Here is a 16,921-nt window from a genome sequence, read left to right as displayed (position 1 = left end):
CAAAAAATTTTATCTATTTTCGAAAAAGGTCACATATACTCTTTTTAATTTGGATTATTAAAGTTGGTAAAAATGCTAAAGCTAAAATCTTCACTAATTCCATTATATCTAAATCCTCAATCATAAACATTGTTTTTAATGGCGGAATAGTTAAAACTCCCAGTAGTAAAATTACACCTATTGCAAATGCTCCAATAATCCATTTATTTGTTCCTAATTTTATTTTTACAATTGATAAATCACTTCTACAGTTAAACCCATGAAATAATCTTGCCAATGTTAATACTGCAAATGCCATTGTACTTGCCTTTAACGACGAAGTCCTATCCCCCATTAAAAATCCAGCAAAAGTTACTATAGAAATTAAACAACCATAAAGTAAAAGTTCCTTTGTAAATTTCTGCGTAAAAATTCCCTTTTTAGGATTTCTTGGTTTGATTTTCAATAATGATTTGTCTACTTTTTCCATACCAATTGCCAATGCCGGAAGGGAATCTGTCAACAAATTAATAAACAATAAATGAACCGGCTTAAATGGTACATCTAAATTAAGCAATGAACATATTAATACAACAATAATTGCAGCTAAGTTCCCTGACAAAAGGAACAATATTGAATTAATAATATTTCTATAAACACTTCTACCATTAGAAACAGCTTTGATAATTGTGGCAAAATTATCATCTGCAAGAATCATTGATGATGCATCTTTTGAAACTTCAGTGCCGGTAATTCCCATTGCAATTCCGATATCTGCTTTTTTTAACGCAGGTGCGTCATTTACACCGTCACCTGTCATTGCCACAATATTTCCCTGTCTTTGCCAAGCGTCAACAATTCTGATTTTATTTTCAGGTGATACCCTTGCATATACTGATACTTTTTTGATTTTATCATTTAGTTCTTTGTCATTAATTCTGTCAAGTTCTTCCCCTGTCATAACCAAATCATTTTCATTATAAATACCGATTTTCTCTGCAATGGCTCTTGCTGTTTCTTTATGGTCACCGGTAATCATTATTGGTTTTATGCCGGCTTCTTTTGCATTCTTTACAGCTTCCTTTGATTCTGTTCTTGGTGGATCCATCATTGAAATTAAACCTAAAAATACAAAATCTTCTTCATTCTCAAAACTTAAGTTCTCTTCCTTGTAAATTTCTTTATATCCAAAAGCTAAAACCCTGTAACCATTTTTTGAAAAATTATAATTAGTTTCTAATATGTTTTCTATGTCTGACTCTTTTATGTCTTTTACTTTACCATTTAAACTAATGCCTTTAATTTTGTTAATTAAAACATCTACTGCCCCTTTTGTGAAAACAATCTTTTTATTATCAATCTCATACTGAGTGCTCATTATTTTTCTTGTAGAGTCAAAAGGATTTTCTTCTTCTCTTAGAAATTTATTTCTAAGATTTACATAAGTTTCATTTTTTAAAATATTAGCTCTTTCGACCATTTCTAATAAACAGGTTTCTGTTGGATCACCAATATTTTTTTCAGTTGAAATTTCTGAGTCATTGTTAAGTATTGCATTATAAATTAAAAATCTTTCTGTTAAATCATCACAGGAACAATTTTCAGGTTTTAGAATTTTATTATTTACATAAATATCTTCTACTGTCATTTTATTCTGTGTTAAAGTACCTGTTTTATCTGAACAGATAACAGATACGCAACCTAAACTTTCAACAGCTTTTAAATCCTTTATTATTGCATTTTCTTTTGCCATTCTGCTTGTTCCCATTGCCTGAACAATTGTAATAATAGATGTTAGTGCCTCTGGAATCGCTGCTACTGCAAGTGCTACAGCAAACATAAGTGAGTCAAGTAATGCCTGCCCTCTAATTAAACTAAGAAGTAAAACAAAACCACATATTCCCATAATTACAAGTGCTAGTTTTTTGCTAAAATTATCCATGCTTATCTGTAAAGGCGTTTTCTTATTTTTGGTGTCATTCATAAGGGAAGCAATGTTACCAATTTCTGTGTCCATGGCTGTATTTGTGACAATAACTTTTGCCCTACCATAAGTTACCAATGTTCCTGAATACACCATATTCACTCTATCTGCAAGTGGAGTTTCATCCTGTAAAACTATATCTGCCTTATCCACATTTAAAGATTCGCCTGTAAGAGAACTTTCATTTACCTGTAAAGAATAATTCTCTATTATTCTGCCATCAGCAGGCACCATATCTCCTGCTTCCAATATTAAAATATCACCAGGCACAATCTTTTTTGATGGAATTTCCATTTTTGCACCATTTCTAATTACTTTAGACACAGGTGATGATAATTCTCGTAAGGCATCAAGAGATTTCTCAGCTTTAAAATATTGAACAGTACCTAAAATTGCATTTAAAATTATTACTACCAAAATTACAATAGTGCTTTCCACATTACCCGATGCTAATGAAATAAGCGCCGAAATAATTAGAATAATAACAAGTAAATCATTAAACTGGTCGTAAAATATTTGAAAAAATGTTTTCTTTTCTGTTTGTTCTAAAATATTTTCTCCGAAAGAGTTTAATTTTTCTTCTGCTTCTTTTGATGTTAGACCATTAAAAGTTCCAAATTGTTCTTTTAGCTGTTGTTTTGTTTTTTGATAATTTTCCATGGGAACCTCCTTGCTAATATTTGCATTTTTCTTTTTTTATTTACAATGAATTCCCTTGGAATTCATTGTAAATAAAAAAGAACGAGATTTTTGTGCATCAAAAATAATGCACAAAAAGTCTCGTTCAACTAAATCTTGTTAGTTCTCTGGCCTCCGGTTCAATTATGAACGTACTGACGAAAACCAGAACATGTAAAACATGCAACTACTCCCCTTTTGTTGTAAAGGTCTATAATTTTCTGTTATTATATCACACTGCAATCGAAAATCCTAGTACAATTTCTAATAAAAATTCCAGACCTAAAATTTTCAGAGGCAAATTTCATAAATTACATGCCCATTCCCATACCAGGGTTAGCTGGCATAGCAGGAACATCTTCTTTTATGTTTGCAACAACGGATTCTGTTGTAAGTAATGTACTTGCCACACTTGTTGCGTTCTGTAAAGCGCTTCTTGTAACCTTAGCAGGATCAAGGATTCCGGCGTCAACCATCTTAACGTATTTTCCGTTAAGTGCATCAAAACCTGTTCCCGGTTCTGATTCTCTTACTTTATTTACAATAACTGAACCTTCAAGTCCTGCATTCTTTGAAATTGTAAATAATGGTGCTTCAAGAGCCTTAAGAATAATTGAAGCTCCTGTCTTTTCATCACCTTCAAGTGAATCAACTAATTCTGCAACTTTCTTTGAAGCATGGATATAAGCAGATCCGCCACCTGCAATAATTCCTTCTTCTACAGCTGCTCTTGTTGCGTTTAAAGCATCTTCCATTCTTAACTTGTTTTCCTGCATTTCTGGTTCTGTAGCAGCACCTACTCTTATTACTGCAACACCACCGGCTAATTTTGCAAGTCTTTCCTGTAATTTTTCTTTATCGAAATCTGATGTTGTTTCTTCAAGCTGAGCCTTAATCTGACCAACTCTTCCTTCGATTTCTTCTGATGCTCCAAGGCCATCAACAATAATTGTATTTTCTTTTGTTACCTTAACAGATTTTGCTCTACCTAAATCTTCAATCTTAGTTTCTGCAAGAGATAAACCAAGTTCATCTGAAATAACCTGACCACCTGTTAAAATAGCAATATCTTTTAACATTTCCTTACGTCTGTCACCATATCCAGGTGCCTTAACAGCTACTACATTAAATGTACCACGTAACTTGTTTACGATAAGTGTTGTAAGAGCTTCACCTTCAACATCTTCAGCAATAATTAAAAGTTTTGCACCAGACTGTACAATCTGTTCAAGTACAGGAAGGATTTCCTGAATGTTAGAAATCTTCTTATCTGTAATTAAAATATATGGATCTTCTAATGTTGCTTCCATCTTTTCCATATCTGTTGCCATGTAAGCTGAAATATATCCTCTGTCAAACTGCATACCTTCAACTAAATCAAGTTCAGTTTTCATTGTCTTTGACTCTTCAATTGTAATAACACCGTCGTTTGAAACTTTTTCCATTGCATCTGCAACCATGTTACCAACTTCTTCGTCACCTGCTGAAATTGCAGCAACCTTTGCAATCTGTTCTTTTCCTGTTACAACACTGCTCATGTCAGCGATTGCTTCAACTGCACAATTTGTAGCTTTCTTCATTCCTTTTCTAAGAATAATTGGGTTAGCACCTGCAGCTAAATTCTTCATACCTGCGTTAATCATTGCCTGTGCTAAAACTGTAGCTGTTGTTGTACCATCACCTGCAACGTCATTTGTCTTTGTTGCAACTTCTTTTACAATCTGTGCTCCCATGTTTTCAAAAGCATCTTCTAATTCAACTTCTTTTGCAATTGTTACACCATCGTTTGTAATAAGTGGTGCCCCAAATGATTTATCTAAAACTACGTTTCTTCCTTTTGGTCCAAGTGTTACCTTTACTGTATCTGCTAACTGGTTTACACCTGCTTCAAGAGCCTTTCTTGCTTCTGCTCCATATTTAATTTCCTTTGCCATAATAAATGCCTCCTATAAAAATTATTCAACTATTGCAAGTATGTCTGACTGTTTTACAATAATGTATTCTTCATCATCTAATTTAACTTCATTGCCTGCATATTTTGAAAAGATAACAACATCCCCAACTTTAACATGCATTGTTACTTCTTTTCCATCAACTAATCCACCGGGACCAACTGCAACAACTTCTGCCTGCTGTGGTTTTTCCTGTGTCTGACTTGTTAAAATAATTCCTGACTTTGTTTTTTCTTCAGGAGTAGACTGTTTTAATACTACTCTGTCTGCTAATGGTACTAATTTCATTTTGTTACCTCCATATGTTATACTCATAGGTTCTAGACCTGCTTTTTTATGTTTTGTTAGCACTCTTTAATTATGAGTGCTAATCACTAATACATATATTATCACTTTTCTTATTAAATGCAACCCAAATAATAAAAAATTAACAAAACTGTTACATTTTTATTTTCCTACCTTGTTATCTCTGCCAAAACAGAATAAATATTGTTGGGCATAGCCACCGTACTCTCCGTATTTTTCTCTGGCAAATTCAGCAATCCTTTCCTTAGATGTATCTTCACCATTGAAATAAACTGACTCCATAATTCTTTTTATCCATACATCAATTGGAAAAGCATCTCTGTAGCCAAGTGAGAAAAGCATTACACAATTGGCGACCTTTTCACCAACACCTTTAATTTCTATTAGTTTTTTTCGTGCCTGCTCTTCATTTAAATTCTTAAAAGTTTTCTCACATAAATAGCCACTACTAATCTTTTCCACTGCATCAGCCAAATATGGTGCCCTGAAACCTGTTTTCATTTCTCTAAAGCTTTCTTCCGTTATTGTTCCAAGAACCTTTGGTGATGGGAATGAATAATATTTTTCATTGTTTATGGTACCCAGATAATTTCCATATTTTTCGCTAATTCTTTTTACAAGCTGTTTAATATGGGGAATTTGTTTATTTTGGGAAATAATAAAAGATATAAGCATTTCATGAAACTGTTGATTTAAAATTCTAACGCCATATTTTTCCTTTATTGCAGGTTCCAGTTTTTTGTCATTTTGCAATAAAAAATTTTTGATTTTTCCATAATCACGTTTCAAATCAAAATAATCAATCCAAATATTTTCGACTTCTTCTATAGAATTATTGAAGAAAATCAAATTATCATCTTCCTGTTTTACATGTATTAATTTCTCATAGGCAACAACTACATATTCATTATCATTTTGCTTATAAAATCTAAAACACTGACCACATTCTAAAGTCTGTTCCAAATTAAAATCATTTATTCCCTCTATAATTGTATTATTTTTTTGCTGGTATATTCTCATTTTTTTCTCCTAATGTATTTCATAATAACACTAGCCTAACATTTTTAATTATCAGATTCAATAGAATCATTTACCAATTAATATATCATGAAAAAAAGCTTATACTAAATATATATTCTTACTTTATTTTGTGGCAGTTTCGTATTATAATTAAAGAAAATTTGTAACGACTAATACAAATATATTTAGAATAATAATTGGAGGTTTAGATATGGGATTTTTAAAAAAATTATTTGGAACAGCAGCAGTTACCGGAGCCGCTGTTGGTGGTGCATTATATGTGAAGAAACGCAAGGAAGAAAAAGATATTGACGAAGATATTTTTGAAGATTTTGACGATTCAAAAGCATTTGATGTTGTAACTGATGACAACGGAGATTCTACTAAGGTTGTAATTACAATTAACAAACGAAAAGTTAAGAATTTTGCTGATAGTGCAGCAGATAAGATTATTGACACTTCTGAAAAGATTAAGGATACCGTATCTGAAAAGCTTGGAGAAGACAATGTTAATATTATTAAAGATAAAGCTAGTCAGGTAAAGGAAAAAGCTTACGAAGCTGCTGACATTGCAAGTGAAAAGGCAAAAGATTTTCGCGAAATGGCTGTAAACAAAGTTGGCGAAGATAAAATCGATGCTACAAAAGAAAAGATTAGCAATGCTGCAACTAAAGTAACAGATACAATTAACAATACAATCGACAAGATGACTTCTACTTCTTCATCACATATCAACGATATTGATGATAATCTTTTTGATGAAGACGATTTGGAAGATGCCTTTACTGATCAGGATGTAACAGAAGACGATTTCGTTACTGAAGATGATGTTACAGTTGACTCAAAAGAACAGGGTGACTTATATGAAGAAGATTCTGATGGCGATGATTTAGATGATGATTTGCTTACAGATGAATTAAATGATCTATAAAACATAATTAGAAAATTTGTTTTTAGATTCACCTGCTTTTTCTTTTTATTTTTGATACTTTTTAAGGTTTCAGACTTTTATATAAAGTTTGGAACCTTTCTTATTACACAAAAAAGAAGTCTTTATTGATATACGATTTTTGCTTTCCAAATATCTATCTTAATAAAAACTTCTTTTTAATTTATATTCTTTTTATATTAATCTTAATACCAATTCCATTCTATTTCTTTGGCAACTTAAATGAGCTCTTAAGTGATACGATTCTGTTAAATACAGGATGCTCAGCTGTATAGTCTTTTAAATCTGCACAGAAATATCCCTGTCTTACAAACTGGAATTTATCTTCAGGCTTAACATCTGCAATGTTTGGTTCAACATAACAATCTGTTAATACTGTCTTTGAGTTAGGATTTAAGTTAAGAGTTCCATCTTCATTTAACTTACCTTTTTCTTCATCAACAATGTTTTCATAAAGACGTACTTCTGACTTAACACCATGACGTGCTGAAACCCAATGGATAGTTCCTTTTACTTTTCTACCTGTAAATCCACTGCCACTTCTTGTTTCAGGATCGTAAGTTACATGTATTTCTGTTACCTTACCGTTCTCATCCTTCTTGTAGTCCACACATTTAACAAAGTAAGCATTCATTAATCTTACTTCATTACCAGGGAATAATCTAAAATATTTCTTAGGTGGCTCTTCCATAAAGTCATCGCGGTCAATATAGATTTCCTTACAGAATGGTACTTTTCTTGTTCCAAGTTCAGGACATTCAACATTATTTACAACGTCAAACCATTCAACCTGATCTTCAGGATAGTTGTCAATTATAACTTTAATTGGATCTAAAACAGCCATTAATCTTGGTTTCTTAGCTTTTAAATCTTCTCTGATGCAGTATTCTAACATTGCATAGTCAACTGAGCTGTTACTCTTTGAAATACCACATAATTCAACAAACATCTTAATTGATTCAGGTGTAAAACCTCTTCTACGCAAAGCTGCAATAGAAACAAGTCTTGGATCATCCCAACCGTCAACAATTCCATCTTCAACTAACTGTTTAATATATCTCTTACCTGTTACAACATTTGTAACATATAACTTAGCAAACTCAATCTGTCTAGGTGGATTTGGATACTCTAATTCTCTTACTACCCAGTCATATAATGGTCTATGGTCTTCGAATTCTAATGTACAAATTGAATGAGTAACCCCTTCGATTGCATCTTCAATTGGATGAGCAAAATCGTACATAGGATAAATGCACCATTTATCTCCTGTGTTATGGTGTGTCATGTGAGCAACTCTATAAATAATAGGATCTCTCATATTAATATTAGGGCTTGCCATGTCAATTTTGGCTCTTAATACTTTTTCACCATCTTTATATACACCGTTCTTCATGTTTTCAAAGAGTTCAAGATTCTCTTCAACAGTTCTGTCTCTGTAAGGGCTGTCCTTACCAGGTTCTGTTAAAGTACCTCTGTATTCTCTAATTTCTTCAGGTGACAAATCACAAACATAAGCCTTGCCTTTTTTTATAAGCTTAACTGCAGCTTCATACATTTGTTCAAAATAATTTGACGCAAAAAATAGTCTGTCTTCCCAATCTGCACCTAACCACTTTATATCTTTTAATATTGATTCAACAAACTCTTCCTTCTCTTTTGTAGGGTTTGTGTCATCAAATCTCATATTAAACTTTCCGTTATATTCTTTTGCTAATCCGTAATTTAATAATATTGATTTAGCATGTCCTATATGAAGATATCCATTTGGTTCAGGTGGAAATCTTGTCTGAACATGGTCGAATCTTCCTTCTTCTAAATCTTTGTCAATAATCATTTCAATGAAGTTTCTTGACTCAACTTTTTCATTATTTTCTGTATTAATGTGTTCCTTATCCATTTTTGCCTCCAGTATTATTACTTCATCATATCCATTTAATAAAATATGTAATTAATTAGAATATAATTGTTTTTAACCCATAATGTAGAAAATTATACACTAAATACAATATGTTTTCAAGAATAAATGGGCTGTACATAATAAAAAGTTTATCTTCACCTTGTTCACTAATTTAACCGAAATTTGAGAAAATAATCGCTCAACAGTTAATTATGTATTCAATGTAAAAATAAACTTTTTATAATTATATATTTAGTGTTCTATCTTGCAACAAATACTTCTACGTATCTAACGCCCCACTGTAATGCAGCTGAATGTGAGCTGAAGAACATATCAATATGATTCCCTCTTACTCCACCACCTACATCTTCAACAGTGTAAGTATGACCGTTAATAACTACCTTTGTTCCCATTGGTAACTTTGATGTATCAGCGGCAATTGTTCTGCCTGCTGTTGCTCTCTTACCTGATGCAGTAACACCATTGCTCTTACCGCAACATGATGAACATGGGCAATAACCTGTAATTTTAAAAGTACCTAAACTTCTTAATTTTGTTTTCTTCTTTGTTACTTTTTTCTTTGCTTTAAGCTTCTTAGCCTTCTTAGCTTTTAATCTCTTAGCCTTAGCTCTCTTTGCTTTAAGTTTTTTAGCCTTTTTAGCTTTCTTCGCCTGTGCTTTAGTTGCTGTCTGTTTGCTAACACCTGTATTTGGTGAAATAATAACCTTTTCTGTTTCCTGTGTATTTAAAAATAGTTTTGTTTCCTGTGTGTTTAAGAAATTTGCAGAAAGTTTTGAGTTTTCATTTAATTCTTTAACAACTTTCCCCTCTTCGTTCTGTGTAATTACTTCAGTATGGTTATTTGCCTGCTTATCACTTTTATTACCTGTTAATGTCTGTGCCTGTATTGCTACAATTGCCAAACTAAATATTATAAGTGCTGTACAAGTAACAACTTTTACTCTGTTCATAATATAACTCCTTTTCTGCGCAATTTGATTACGCAAGGAGTATATTACAGCATTTGTTACAGTTTGTCAATAAAATATTACATTTTTGTTACAAACTCATTTCTCTTTTTAACTTTTTTGACGTTTTTTGTACTGTATTTATTACATTTTGTAAATATGGATTTTATAATATATTTTCTAAAATTCTCTGAATAATTGTCTCATAACCACATACAACAACCGTATTTTCATTAATTATTACAAAAGCTGTTTTTCTAAAGTTAAGACCTACTCCCAATTCCATACCAGCTGACAGTTCTGCCCTTCTGACAATTTTATCTATTTCCCTTTTATTGTCCTTTTTTAACTTGCTTTTTTCGAATTCAATCATAGGGAAACCACCTCGGTAACCTACAAGTTTCAAATCCTTTAGTTCAAATTCTTTCTTCCACTGTTCAATCTTCTCGTCCATAATTTATCTCCATTATCAATTTCTTTGCTTTATAATACAACATTTTTATATTTTTTTCACTTTATTTTTTAATCTGCATAGTTTATACCATGGAGGTGAATATGAAACCTATTGCTATTTTATCCGGTGACAAACGTCAAAAGTATATTTTAAAATACCTTAAAACTCATGGCTATAACGCCTATTTAAAAAGTACAATGGATTTTAATAACGATGATATACTTGTATGTTCTACTCCTTTTTGCAAAAACAAAAAATTCATTAACTGTGACTTTTGCTCCAGCTTTCCACTAAGAACATTTTTATCACTTTTAAAACCAAACCAAATTGTTTTTGGTGGAAATATTCCTACAGTCTGTAAAAAAATAACAAATATCAAATTCGTAGACACACTTCAATTAGATAATATAGTTTGGAAAAATGCTATTTTAACGGCTGAAGGACTAATAATGCATATCATAAAAAATACTGATTTTGCCATTGAAAATTCCGAAATTCTTGTTCTAGGTTACGGTAACTGTGGTACAAATATTGGCAAAAAATTAAATGCCTTAGGTGGCAAAGTCACCTTTTATGACCATACGGAAATTCACTTAATTGGTGCTAGGGCTAATGGTTTTAAAACTGTACAATTAGAGGATTTTGATACACACCTAAATAAATTTGACATAATAATAAATACAGTTCCACAGCCTATACTTTCAGATAAACATTACTCTTTACTTTCAAAAAACACCGTTCTTTTCGATGTTTCTTCTCAGCCTTTTGGGTTCAATAAAGATTTAGCATGTAAAAATCATTTATCTTTAATTACATGCCCTGGCATACCAGGTGCAACAGCACCAAAGAATGCCGGGGAATTAATTGCAAAAAGCATTATTTCATATTTAGAAAGGACTGAGATAAATGAGTCATAACTTTGTTGGTAAAAACATTGGTATAGGTATTACCGGTTCTTACTGCACTTACAAAAAAGTTTTTGAAGAATTACGTAGACTTGCAGACACTAAAGCCAATATTTTTACAATTTTTTCTGACAACGCTTCGACTACAGACACCCGCTTTGGGAAGTCAAAAGATTTCCTAAAACTTGCAAAGGAAATCAGCAAAAAAGAACCAATTACAACCATCCCCGCTGCCGAACCAATCGGGCCAAAATCAATGCTTGACATACTTGTAATTGCCCCTTGTACCGGTAACACATTATCAAAACTTGCAAACGGTATTAGCGATACACCGGTTTTAATGGCAGCTAAAGCACATCTTAGAAACAACAGACCTTTAGTTATTTTCTTAAGTACTAACGATGCTCTTGGTATGAATTTGAAAAACATAGGAATATTATTAAATACGAAAAATATTTATTTTGTGCCTTTTGGCCAGGATGATTATATAAAGAAACCAAATTCAATGATTGCCCATGTGGACTTAATTGAAGACACAATTGAAAAGGCATTAATTGGACGCCAAATCCAGCCTGTTATCAAAAGTCCACATGTTACTATTTTATAAAAAGGGAGAATTATATGTGCGGTATTGCTGGTTTTTATCAAATAAAGCATAATGTTTTTAAAGACTATTCTTACAAGCTTCTCACAGGTAAGCTAAAAAACATGAGGGACTCTATCAAACATAGAGGTCCTAATGATGATGAAATATTTATGGAAGGTTTTTGCGGTTTGGCTCATACCCGTTTATCCATTCGTGATATTAAAGGTGGTGCCCAGCCTATGACAAGAAAATATAACGGAAAACGTGCAACCATAGCTTATAACGGAGAAATCTATAACACTGATCAATTAAAAAATAAACTGGCTGCTTATGACATTGACTTAAGAACAACTAGCGATACCGAAATAATTCTTTACTGCTATCTTGTATTTGGACCAAAGATTTTCAAAGAATTAAACGGGATTTTCGCCTTTGCAATATATGAAAACAATAAACTAACCATTGTAAGAGATCATGTTGGTGTTAAGCCATTATTCTATTATTTTGATGGCTCTCAATTTGTTTTTTCATCAGAAATAAAAGGAATTTTTGCCTATGGTATCACACCCCGTTTAAATAAAAGCAGTTGGTGTGAGATTATCGGTTTAGGTCCGGCTCATACTCCGGGCAATGGAGTTTTTGAAAATATACATGAGGTATTATCAGGACATTATTTAACCATAAATTTAACACCAGATAAAAAGATTATTCTTGAAGATTATTGTTACTGGAAGCTTAGAAGCAAAATCCATAAGGATGACTACAATGCCACTGTTATGCATACAAACTTTTTAATAGAAGACAGTATAAAAAATCAAATGGTTTCTGATATACCTATTTGTACTTTTTTGTCAGGTGGCTTGGACTCCAGCTTAGTTTCTTCTATTGTAAATAAACATCTTGGTGAAAAAAGCCTTGCTACTTACTCCTTTGATTTTGTAGACAACAACATTAATTTCAAGGCAAATTCTTTCCAAACAACAAGAGACAGACCTTATGTGGATATTATGAAGGACTATCTTCACAGTAAACACCACTATTTAGAATGTAATAATAAGAATCAGATAGAATGTCTTTTTAAAGCTGTTGATGCCAGAGATATGCCTTGTATGGCTGATGTGGAATCTTCCATGTTATATTTTTGTAATCTTGTTTCCAGAGAATGTAAAGTTACCTTAACCGGTGAATGTGCTGACGAAATATTTGGTGGCTATCCCTGGTTTCACCATAAAGAAATGCTTGAGCAAAATTCTTTTCCATGGTCATACGATTTGTCTGCACGAACTTTTTTATTTAAAGATGATTTTATAAATGAGCTTAATATTGATGAATATGTGGCAACCGCCTACCAAAATTCAGTAAATGAATGTGAATTTTTAGAAGAAGAAAACGAAACAGAAACTTTAAGACGAAAGGTAACGTGGCTTAATATTAAATGGTTTATGATGACACTTCTTAACCGAATGGACAGATGTAGCATGTATTCAGGTCTTGAGGCAAGAGTTCCTTTTGCTGACTACCGAATACTTGAATATGTATTCAATGTTCCATGGGAATATAAATGTTACAAAAATCAGCCTAAAAGTCTGTTAGTAGAATGTGGAAAAAAATATCTACCTAACGAAATTCTTTACAGGAAAAAAACACCTTACCCTAAAACCTATGATCCTAATTACGAAAAACTCTTAGGGCAAATGGTAATGGAGGAGTTTGATTCTAATTCAGCTCTTCGTGATATTATTGACAAAGAAAAGCTTTCTTCTTTCATTAAAAGTCCAAAGGACTACGGCAAGCCTTGGTATGGTCAGTTAATGGCAGGTCCACAGATGCTTGCTTACGTTCTACAAATTGGCTACTGGTTACGAAAATATAGTATACAGCCGTAATGCATGTTGCCGCGTAACTATTTTAATTTCGTGGGAGCGTACGTTCCTAGTTGAACTTTTTAATAAGAAATTCTAAAGTCTTTTCATATTAAAATATAAAGAGATAAATCAATCCAAAATCGGTGATTTATCTCTTTTGTCCAACTTTACTTAATCAATATTAATGTCTTTCAGCAAATAATTGTCTAACTTTGATTCTTTATTAATGCTCTCAGAAATCTTCTTATTTACCAAGTCTACTTCTTCCTTAAAATTCATAGCTGACATTCTAAGGGCGCCATGCCCCATAATAATTAACTGTTCTAAGGCATCAGAAGTTGCAACTGTAACCCTGTATTTATTAGCCATTTTATGGGTAGTTTTCGCAATATACATATCTGCAGTTTCAGCAGCTTTTGTAAAGATAACATAAACATTATTATGTTTATAAACTGTTTCCTTGTGTCTGTTCACATTATATGCGTCAAATACAACAATAACCGTATTATCCTTATAGCCCTGATAGTTTGACATAATATCAAGGAGTCTGTCTCTGGCACCATCTATGTTTTTCGAGGCAATATTTTTCAGTTCATCCCATGCAAAAATAATATTATAGCCGTCAACCAAAACACATTCAGGCAAATTATTATTTTCCTTGCCCTTATATTTTTTTGTAGGTTTATTGTATGTTTTAACTTTGGTTTCTGAATATTTTTTACGTTTAATCGGCCCAAAAGTTTTCTCGAAAATAGCCTCTAATTCCTTATCAGTTGCATATGAATCTGACTTTTTCCTGTGTGTAACATTTACTTTGACGTTATCTTCTACCTGATTGCTTTCATCTAAAACGTCATTTAAGTTAATTGAAGATTTTACGTGCATGTAATTTTCAACTTCATTCCAAGGCACATTAAAACCTGCACCATGGGCACAAAAGACTGAACCTGTAGGATTTGACAAGTCACTTTCGCTATCATAGCCTATGTTTTCAATTACTTCATCTGCATTATGACATGGTGCATAGCCTTTAAATTTCAATGTTAAAGAACCTAAACCATGAGTATATTCATTTACATCATTTATATAGTTCCACATTGTAGATACCGGCCCATAACCTGTAAGAATACACTTATCTCCCTTGGTTTCAGGGGGATTTACGTTGCCTTCCATATTGCTAATATCAGTCATGGCTTTACCTACATTCTCCTGTGGAACTGTTAAAACAAAATCATAATATGGTTCTAACAAAACTGATTTTGCCTTCTTTAAGCCCTGTCTCACAGCCCTGTAAGTTGCCTGTCTGAAATCGCCACCTTCTGTGTGTTTTAAATGAGCTTTTCCACCTATTAAAGTAATGGAAATATCTGTTATTGGTGAACCTGTTAAAACACCTCTATGATTCTTTTCCTGTAAATGTGTAAGAATTAATCTTTGCCAGTTTTTGCTTAATAAATTTTCACTTACGGCTGTGTTAAAGGTTAAACCACTACCGGGAAGTCCCGGCTCTAATAGAAGATGTACTTCTGCATAATGCTTCAGTGGTTCAAAATGACCAATTCCCTCTACAGCTTCCATAATTGTTTCTTTATACAAAATACTGCCGGCACCAAATTCTATGTCTAAGTCGAAACGCTCTTTTACTATATTTTTCAGAACCTCTATTTGAATTGCTCCCATTACATTAGCTGTTAATTCCTGTTTTTCTTCATTCCAAGTGATTTTTAAAGTTGGCTCTTCTTCCTCAATTTCCTTAAGCTGTTTATAAACCTGATTAATGTTTATTCCACTTGGTACTATTATTTTATAAGCCAATACCGGTATAAGACTTGGTTCAATAAACTCATGTTCAAAGCCTAATCCCTCTCCCTGATATGTTTCATTAAGACCTGTAACGGCAACAATATCACCTGGTAAAGCCTCTCCTATTGCGTCATATTTTTCTCCTGAATAAACACGAATTTCATTTACTTTTTCACTCCACTCTTTTGCACCGTTTTGCCCTGTCAAAAGATCCTTTACCTTTAAACTACCACCTGTTATCTTCATGTGGGTAAGTCTGTTATTATTATTGTCTTTGGTTATTTTATAAATTTTTGCCCCAAAGCTTTCATTATATATAGGCTCATAAGTGTAACTATATAAGCCTTCCATCAACTGCTCTATACCGTCAAGTTGCAGGGCCGAGCCAAAATAGCATGGAAACAACTCTCTGTTACAAACAAGCTCAGATATAGTAGTGTCTGTAAATTCCACTCCATTCATGTAATCTTCCAGCAAATCTTCATTGCACATTGCTATGTCTTCGTATGTTCCCACACCTACTGGAAATCTTACAATTTCATCTCCAAATTTATCTTTTAACTCGTGCAAAAGAAAATCTCCACTTACATTTGGCATGTCCATCTTGTTTACAAAAATAAAGGTAGGCACTTGATATTTGTCCAATAATTTCCATAAGGTTTCAGTATGTCCCTGAACACCCTCGCTTCCACTAACAACTAAAACTGCATAATCAAGAACAGATAAAGTTCTCTCCATTTCCGCTGAAAAGTCCACATGCCCCGGTGTATCAAGGAGAACCAGTCTCAAGTCTTTGTATTCCATAACTGCCTGCTTAGAAAAAATAGTAATCCCTCTGTCACGTTCCATTTGAAATGTATCAAGATACGCGTCCTTATGGTCTACTCTTCCAAGCTTGCGGATTTTTCCTGTTGTATATAAAAGTGCCTCCGACAATGTTGTTTTTCCACCATCTACGTGAGCCACAATTCCAATTGTAATTTTTTTCATGTATTAATTCCTCGTTTTATTTTTCATATAATTATTTGTGCCATTTTTCTATATGATTCTTATTTACTTTTTTATATTTCAGTATTTATCAATATTTCAGTATTTTCTGATATTATCCTATAACATTTTAGCATAAAAACTTTGTTTTTTGCATATTTTTACTTTGTTTAGTTTTGTATTGACTTAATTAATTTAACAAATTTCCCTATAGAAACTTTAAATGTAAAATTTATGACAGTATATTGAAAACTAAAAAATATAAGGGGGAGATAATTTGACAATTTACATTATGCTTCTAAAGCAATTTTCCTTTCAACCTTTGGCGGTTTAAGAGGTGCAGCTTCCATTGTATTCTCAATAATGATAAAACGTGCCGGGGATACTATTGTTCCAAATGGAGATACTGTAATCTGTGTACAGGATAGCGTTATACTAAGTGTGCCATCCTACGAACTAACAAAAGCCGATTCATACTTTGGTGTATTGATGTGACCCCAAAAAGTTAGACTTTTATTGCGTAACAGGTTTTAATATCTGTTACGCATTTTTTATGCAACCAAGAGGCTGAGTCTGTATTGGACTGGA

At 32.6% G+C, this 16,921-nt stretch carries 12 protein-coding genes; 4 read left to right on the top strand and 8 right to left on the bottom strand.

From position 1 onward, the window contains the following. Positions 1–13: 13 nt before the first annotated feature. The 4 genes from ACZM4J_RS10735 to ACZM4J_RS10720 form a co-directional block, all read right to left on the bottom strand. Positions 14–2,623: a cation-translocating P-type ATPase gene (locus tag ACZM4J_RS10735; RefSeq protein WP_428244637.1), complete on the bottom strand. Its 2,610-nt coding sequence runs from the start codon at positions 2,621–2,623 to the stop codon at positions 14–16. Between the two features lie 329 nt (positions 2,624–2,952). Then, positions 2,953–4,575 carry a chaperonin GroEL gene (gene groL / locus ACZM4J_RS10730; protein ID WP_022165644.1) on the bottom strand — a complete coding sequence of 541 codons (1,623 nt, stop codon included), beginning with the start codon at positions 4,573–4,575 and terminating at the stop codon, positions 2,953–2,955. A 21-nt stretch (positions 4,576–4,596) separates the two neighbouring features. After that, on the bottom strand, positions 4,597–4,881 hold the full coding sequence (locus ACZM4J_RS10725; RefSeq protein WP_117998998.1) for a co-chaperone GroES: 285 nt from the start codon (positions 4,879–4,881) through the stop codon (positions 4,597–4,599). Between the two features lie 159 nt (positions 4,882–5,040). Next, entirely contained in the window at positions 5,041–5,919 is an 879-nt protein-coding gene (locus ACZM4J_RS10720) for a DNA-3-methyladenine glycosylase family protein (RefSeq protein ID WP_412334868.1), read from the bottom strand. Positions 5,920–6,130: 211 nt separating this feature from the next. Here ACZM4J_RS10720 and ACZM4J_RS10715 point away from each other — a divergent pair, with 211 nt between their 5' ends. Beyond that, a complete protein-coding gene (locus tag ACZM4J_RS10715; RefSeq protein ID WP_022165642.1) occupies positions 6,131–6,850 on the top strand; it encodes a hypothetical protein in 720 nt (239 codons plus the stop codon). 220 nt (positions 6,851–7,070) lie between these two features. On the opposite strand, the gene ACZM4J_RS10710 is transcribed toward ACZM4J_RS10715, so the two are convergent. The 3 genes from ACZM4J_RS10710 to ACZM4J_RS10700 form a co-directional block, all read right to left on the bottom strand. After that, positions 7,071–8,765, bottom strand: coding sequence for a glutamine--tRNA ligase/YqeY domain fusion protein (locus ACZM4J_RS10710; RefSeq protein WP_290989398.1), 1,695 nt, complete (start codon positions 8,763–8,765; stop codon positions 7,071–7,073). Between the two features lie 260 nt (positions 8,766–9,025). Next, a complete protein-coding gene (locus ACZM4J_RS10705; RefSeq protein ID WP_022165640.1) occupies positions 9,026–9,736 on the bottom strand; it encodes a 3D domain-containing protein in 711 nt (236 codons plus the stop codon). Positions 9,737–9,899: 163 nt separating this feature from the next. Further along, entirely contained in the window at positions 9,900–10,187 is a 288-nt protein-coding gene (locus ACZM4J_RS10700; protein WP_412622430.1) for a hypothetical protein, read from the bottom strand. A gap of 101 nt (positions 10,188–10,288) precedes the next feature. Here ACZM4J_RS10700 and ACZM4J_RS10695 point away from each other — a divergent pair, with 101 nt between their 5' ends. Genes ACZM4J_RS10695 through asnB form a run of 3 tightly spaced genes read left to right on the top strand, consistent with a single transcriptional unit; the run spans position 10,289 to position 13,564 of the window. Then, positions 10,289–11,104, top strand: a complete 816-nt coding sequence (locus ACZM4J_RS10695) for an NAD(P)-dependent oxidoreductase (RefSeq protein ID WP_489486132.1) — start codon at positions 10,289–10,291, stop codon at positions 11,102–11,104. Continuing rightward, positions 11,094–11,699, top strand: a complete 606-nt coding sequence (locus tag ACZM4J_RS10690) for a dipicolinate synthase subunit B (protein WP_302690236.1) — start codon at positions 11,094–11,096, stop codon at positions 11,697–11,699. Before ACZM4J_RS10695 ends, ACZM4J_RS10690 begins: the two co-directional genes overlap by 11 nt. A 14-nt stretch (positions 11,700–11,713) precedes the next feature. Next, positions 11,714–13,564, top strand: coding sequence for an asparagine synthase (glutamine-hydrolyzing) (asnB, locus tag ACZM4J_RS10685; protein ID WP_489486130.1), 1,851 nt, complete (start codon positions 11,714–11,716; stop codon positions 13,562–13,564). A gap of 150 nt (positions 13,565–13,714) precedes the next feature. Here asnB and ACZM4J_RS10680 read toward each other — a convergent pair whose 3' ends face one another. Further along, positions 13,715–16,336, bottom strand: coding sequence for an NYN domain-containing protein (locus tag ACZM4J_RS10680; RefSeq protein ID WP_489486128.1), 2,622 nt, complete (start codon positions 16,334–16,336; stop codon positions 13,715–13,717). Between the last annotated feature and the right edge of the window lie 585 nt (positions 16,337–16,921).

This window comes from Eubacterium sp., from assembly GCF_057858645.1.
Note: the sequence above shows the minus strand (reverse complement) of the source record. Positions and strands in the feature narration are given on the sequence as shown.

Excerpts from the sequence above, each read along its gene's own strand:
- ACZM4J_RS10705 (WP_022165640.1), bottom strand. The coding sequence starts at position 9,736 with ATGAACAGAGTAAAAGTTGTTACTTGTACAGCACTTATAATATTTAGT.
- asnB (WP_489486130.1), top strand. The coding sequence starts at position 11,714 with ATGTGCGGTATTGCTGGTTTTTATCAAATAAAGCATAATGTTTTTAAA.
- ACZM4J_RS10725 (WP_117998998.1), bottom strand. The coding sequence starts at position 4,881 with ATGAAATTAGTACCATTAGCAGACAGAGTAGTATTAAAACAGTCTACT.
- ACZM4J_RS10735 (WP_428244637.1), bottom strand. The coding sequence starts at position 2,623 with ATGGAAAATTATCAAAAAACAAAACAACAGCTAAAAGAACAATTTGGA.
- groL (WP_022165644.1), bottom strand. The coding sequence starts at position 4,575 with ATGGCAAAGGAAATTAAATATGGAGCAGAAGCAAGAAAGGCTCTTGAA.
- ACZM4J_RS10690 (WP_302690236.1), top strand. The coding sequence starts at position 11,094 with ATGAGTCATAACTTTGTTGGTAAAAACATTGGTATAGGTATTACCGGT.
- ACZM4J_RS10715 (WP_022165642.1), top strand. The coding sequence starts at position 6,131 with ATGGGATTTTTAAAAAAATTATTTGGAACAGCAGCAGTTACCGGAGCC.
- ACZM4J_RS10680 (WP_489486128.1), bottom strand. The coding sequence starts at position 16,336 with ATGAAAAAAATTACAATTGGAATTGTGGCTCACGTAGATGGTGGAAAA.
- ACZM4J_RS10710 (WP_290989398.1), bottom strand. The coding sequence starts at position 8,765 with ATGGATAAGGAACACATTAATACAGAAAATAATGAAAAAGTTGAGTCA.
- ACZM4J_RS10695 (WP_489486132.1), top strand. The coding sequence starts at position 10,289 with ATGAAACCTATTGCTATTTTATCCGGTGACAAACGTCAAAAGTATATT.
- ACZM4J_RS10720 (WP_412334868.1), bottom strand. The coding sequence starts at position 5,919 with ATGAGAATATACCAGCAAAAAAATAATACAATTATAGAGGGAATAAAT.
- ACZM4J_RS10700 (WP_412622430.1), bottom strand. The coding sequence starts at position 10,187 with ATGGACGAGAAGATTGAACAGTGGAAGAAAGAATTTGAACTAAAGGAT.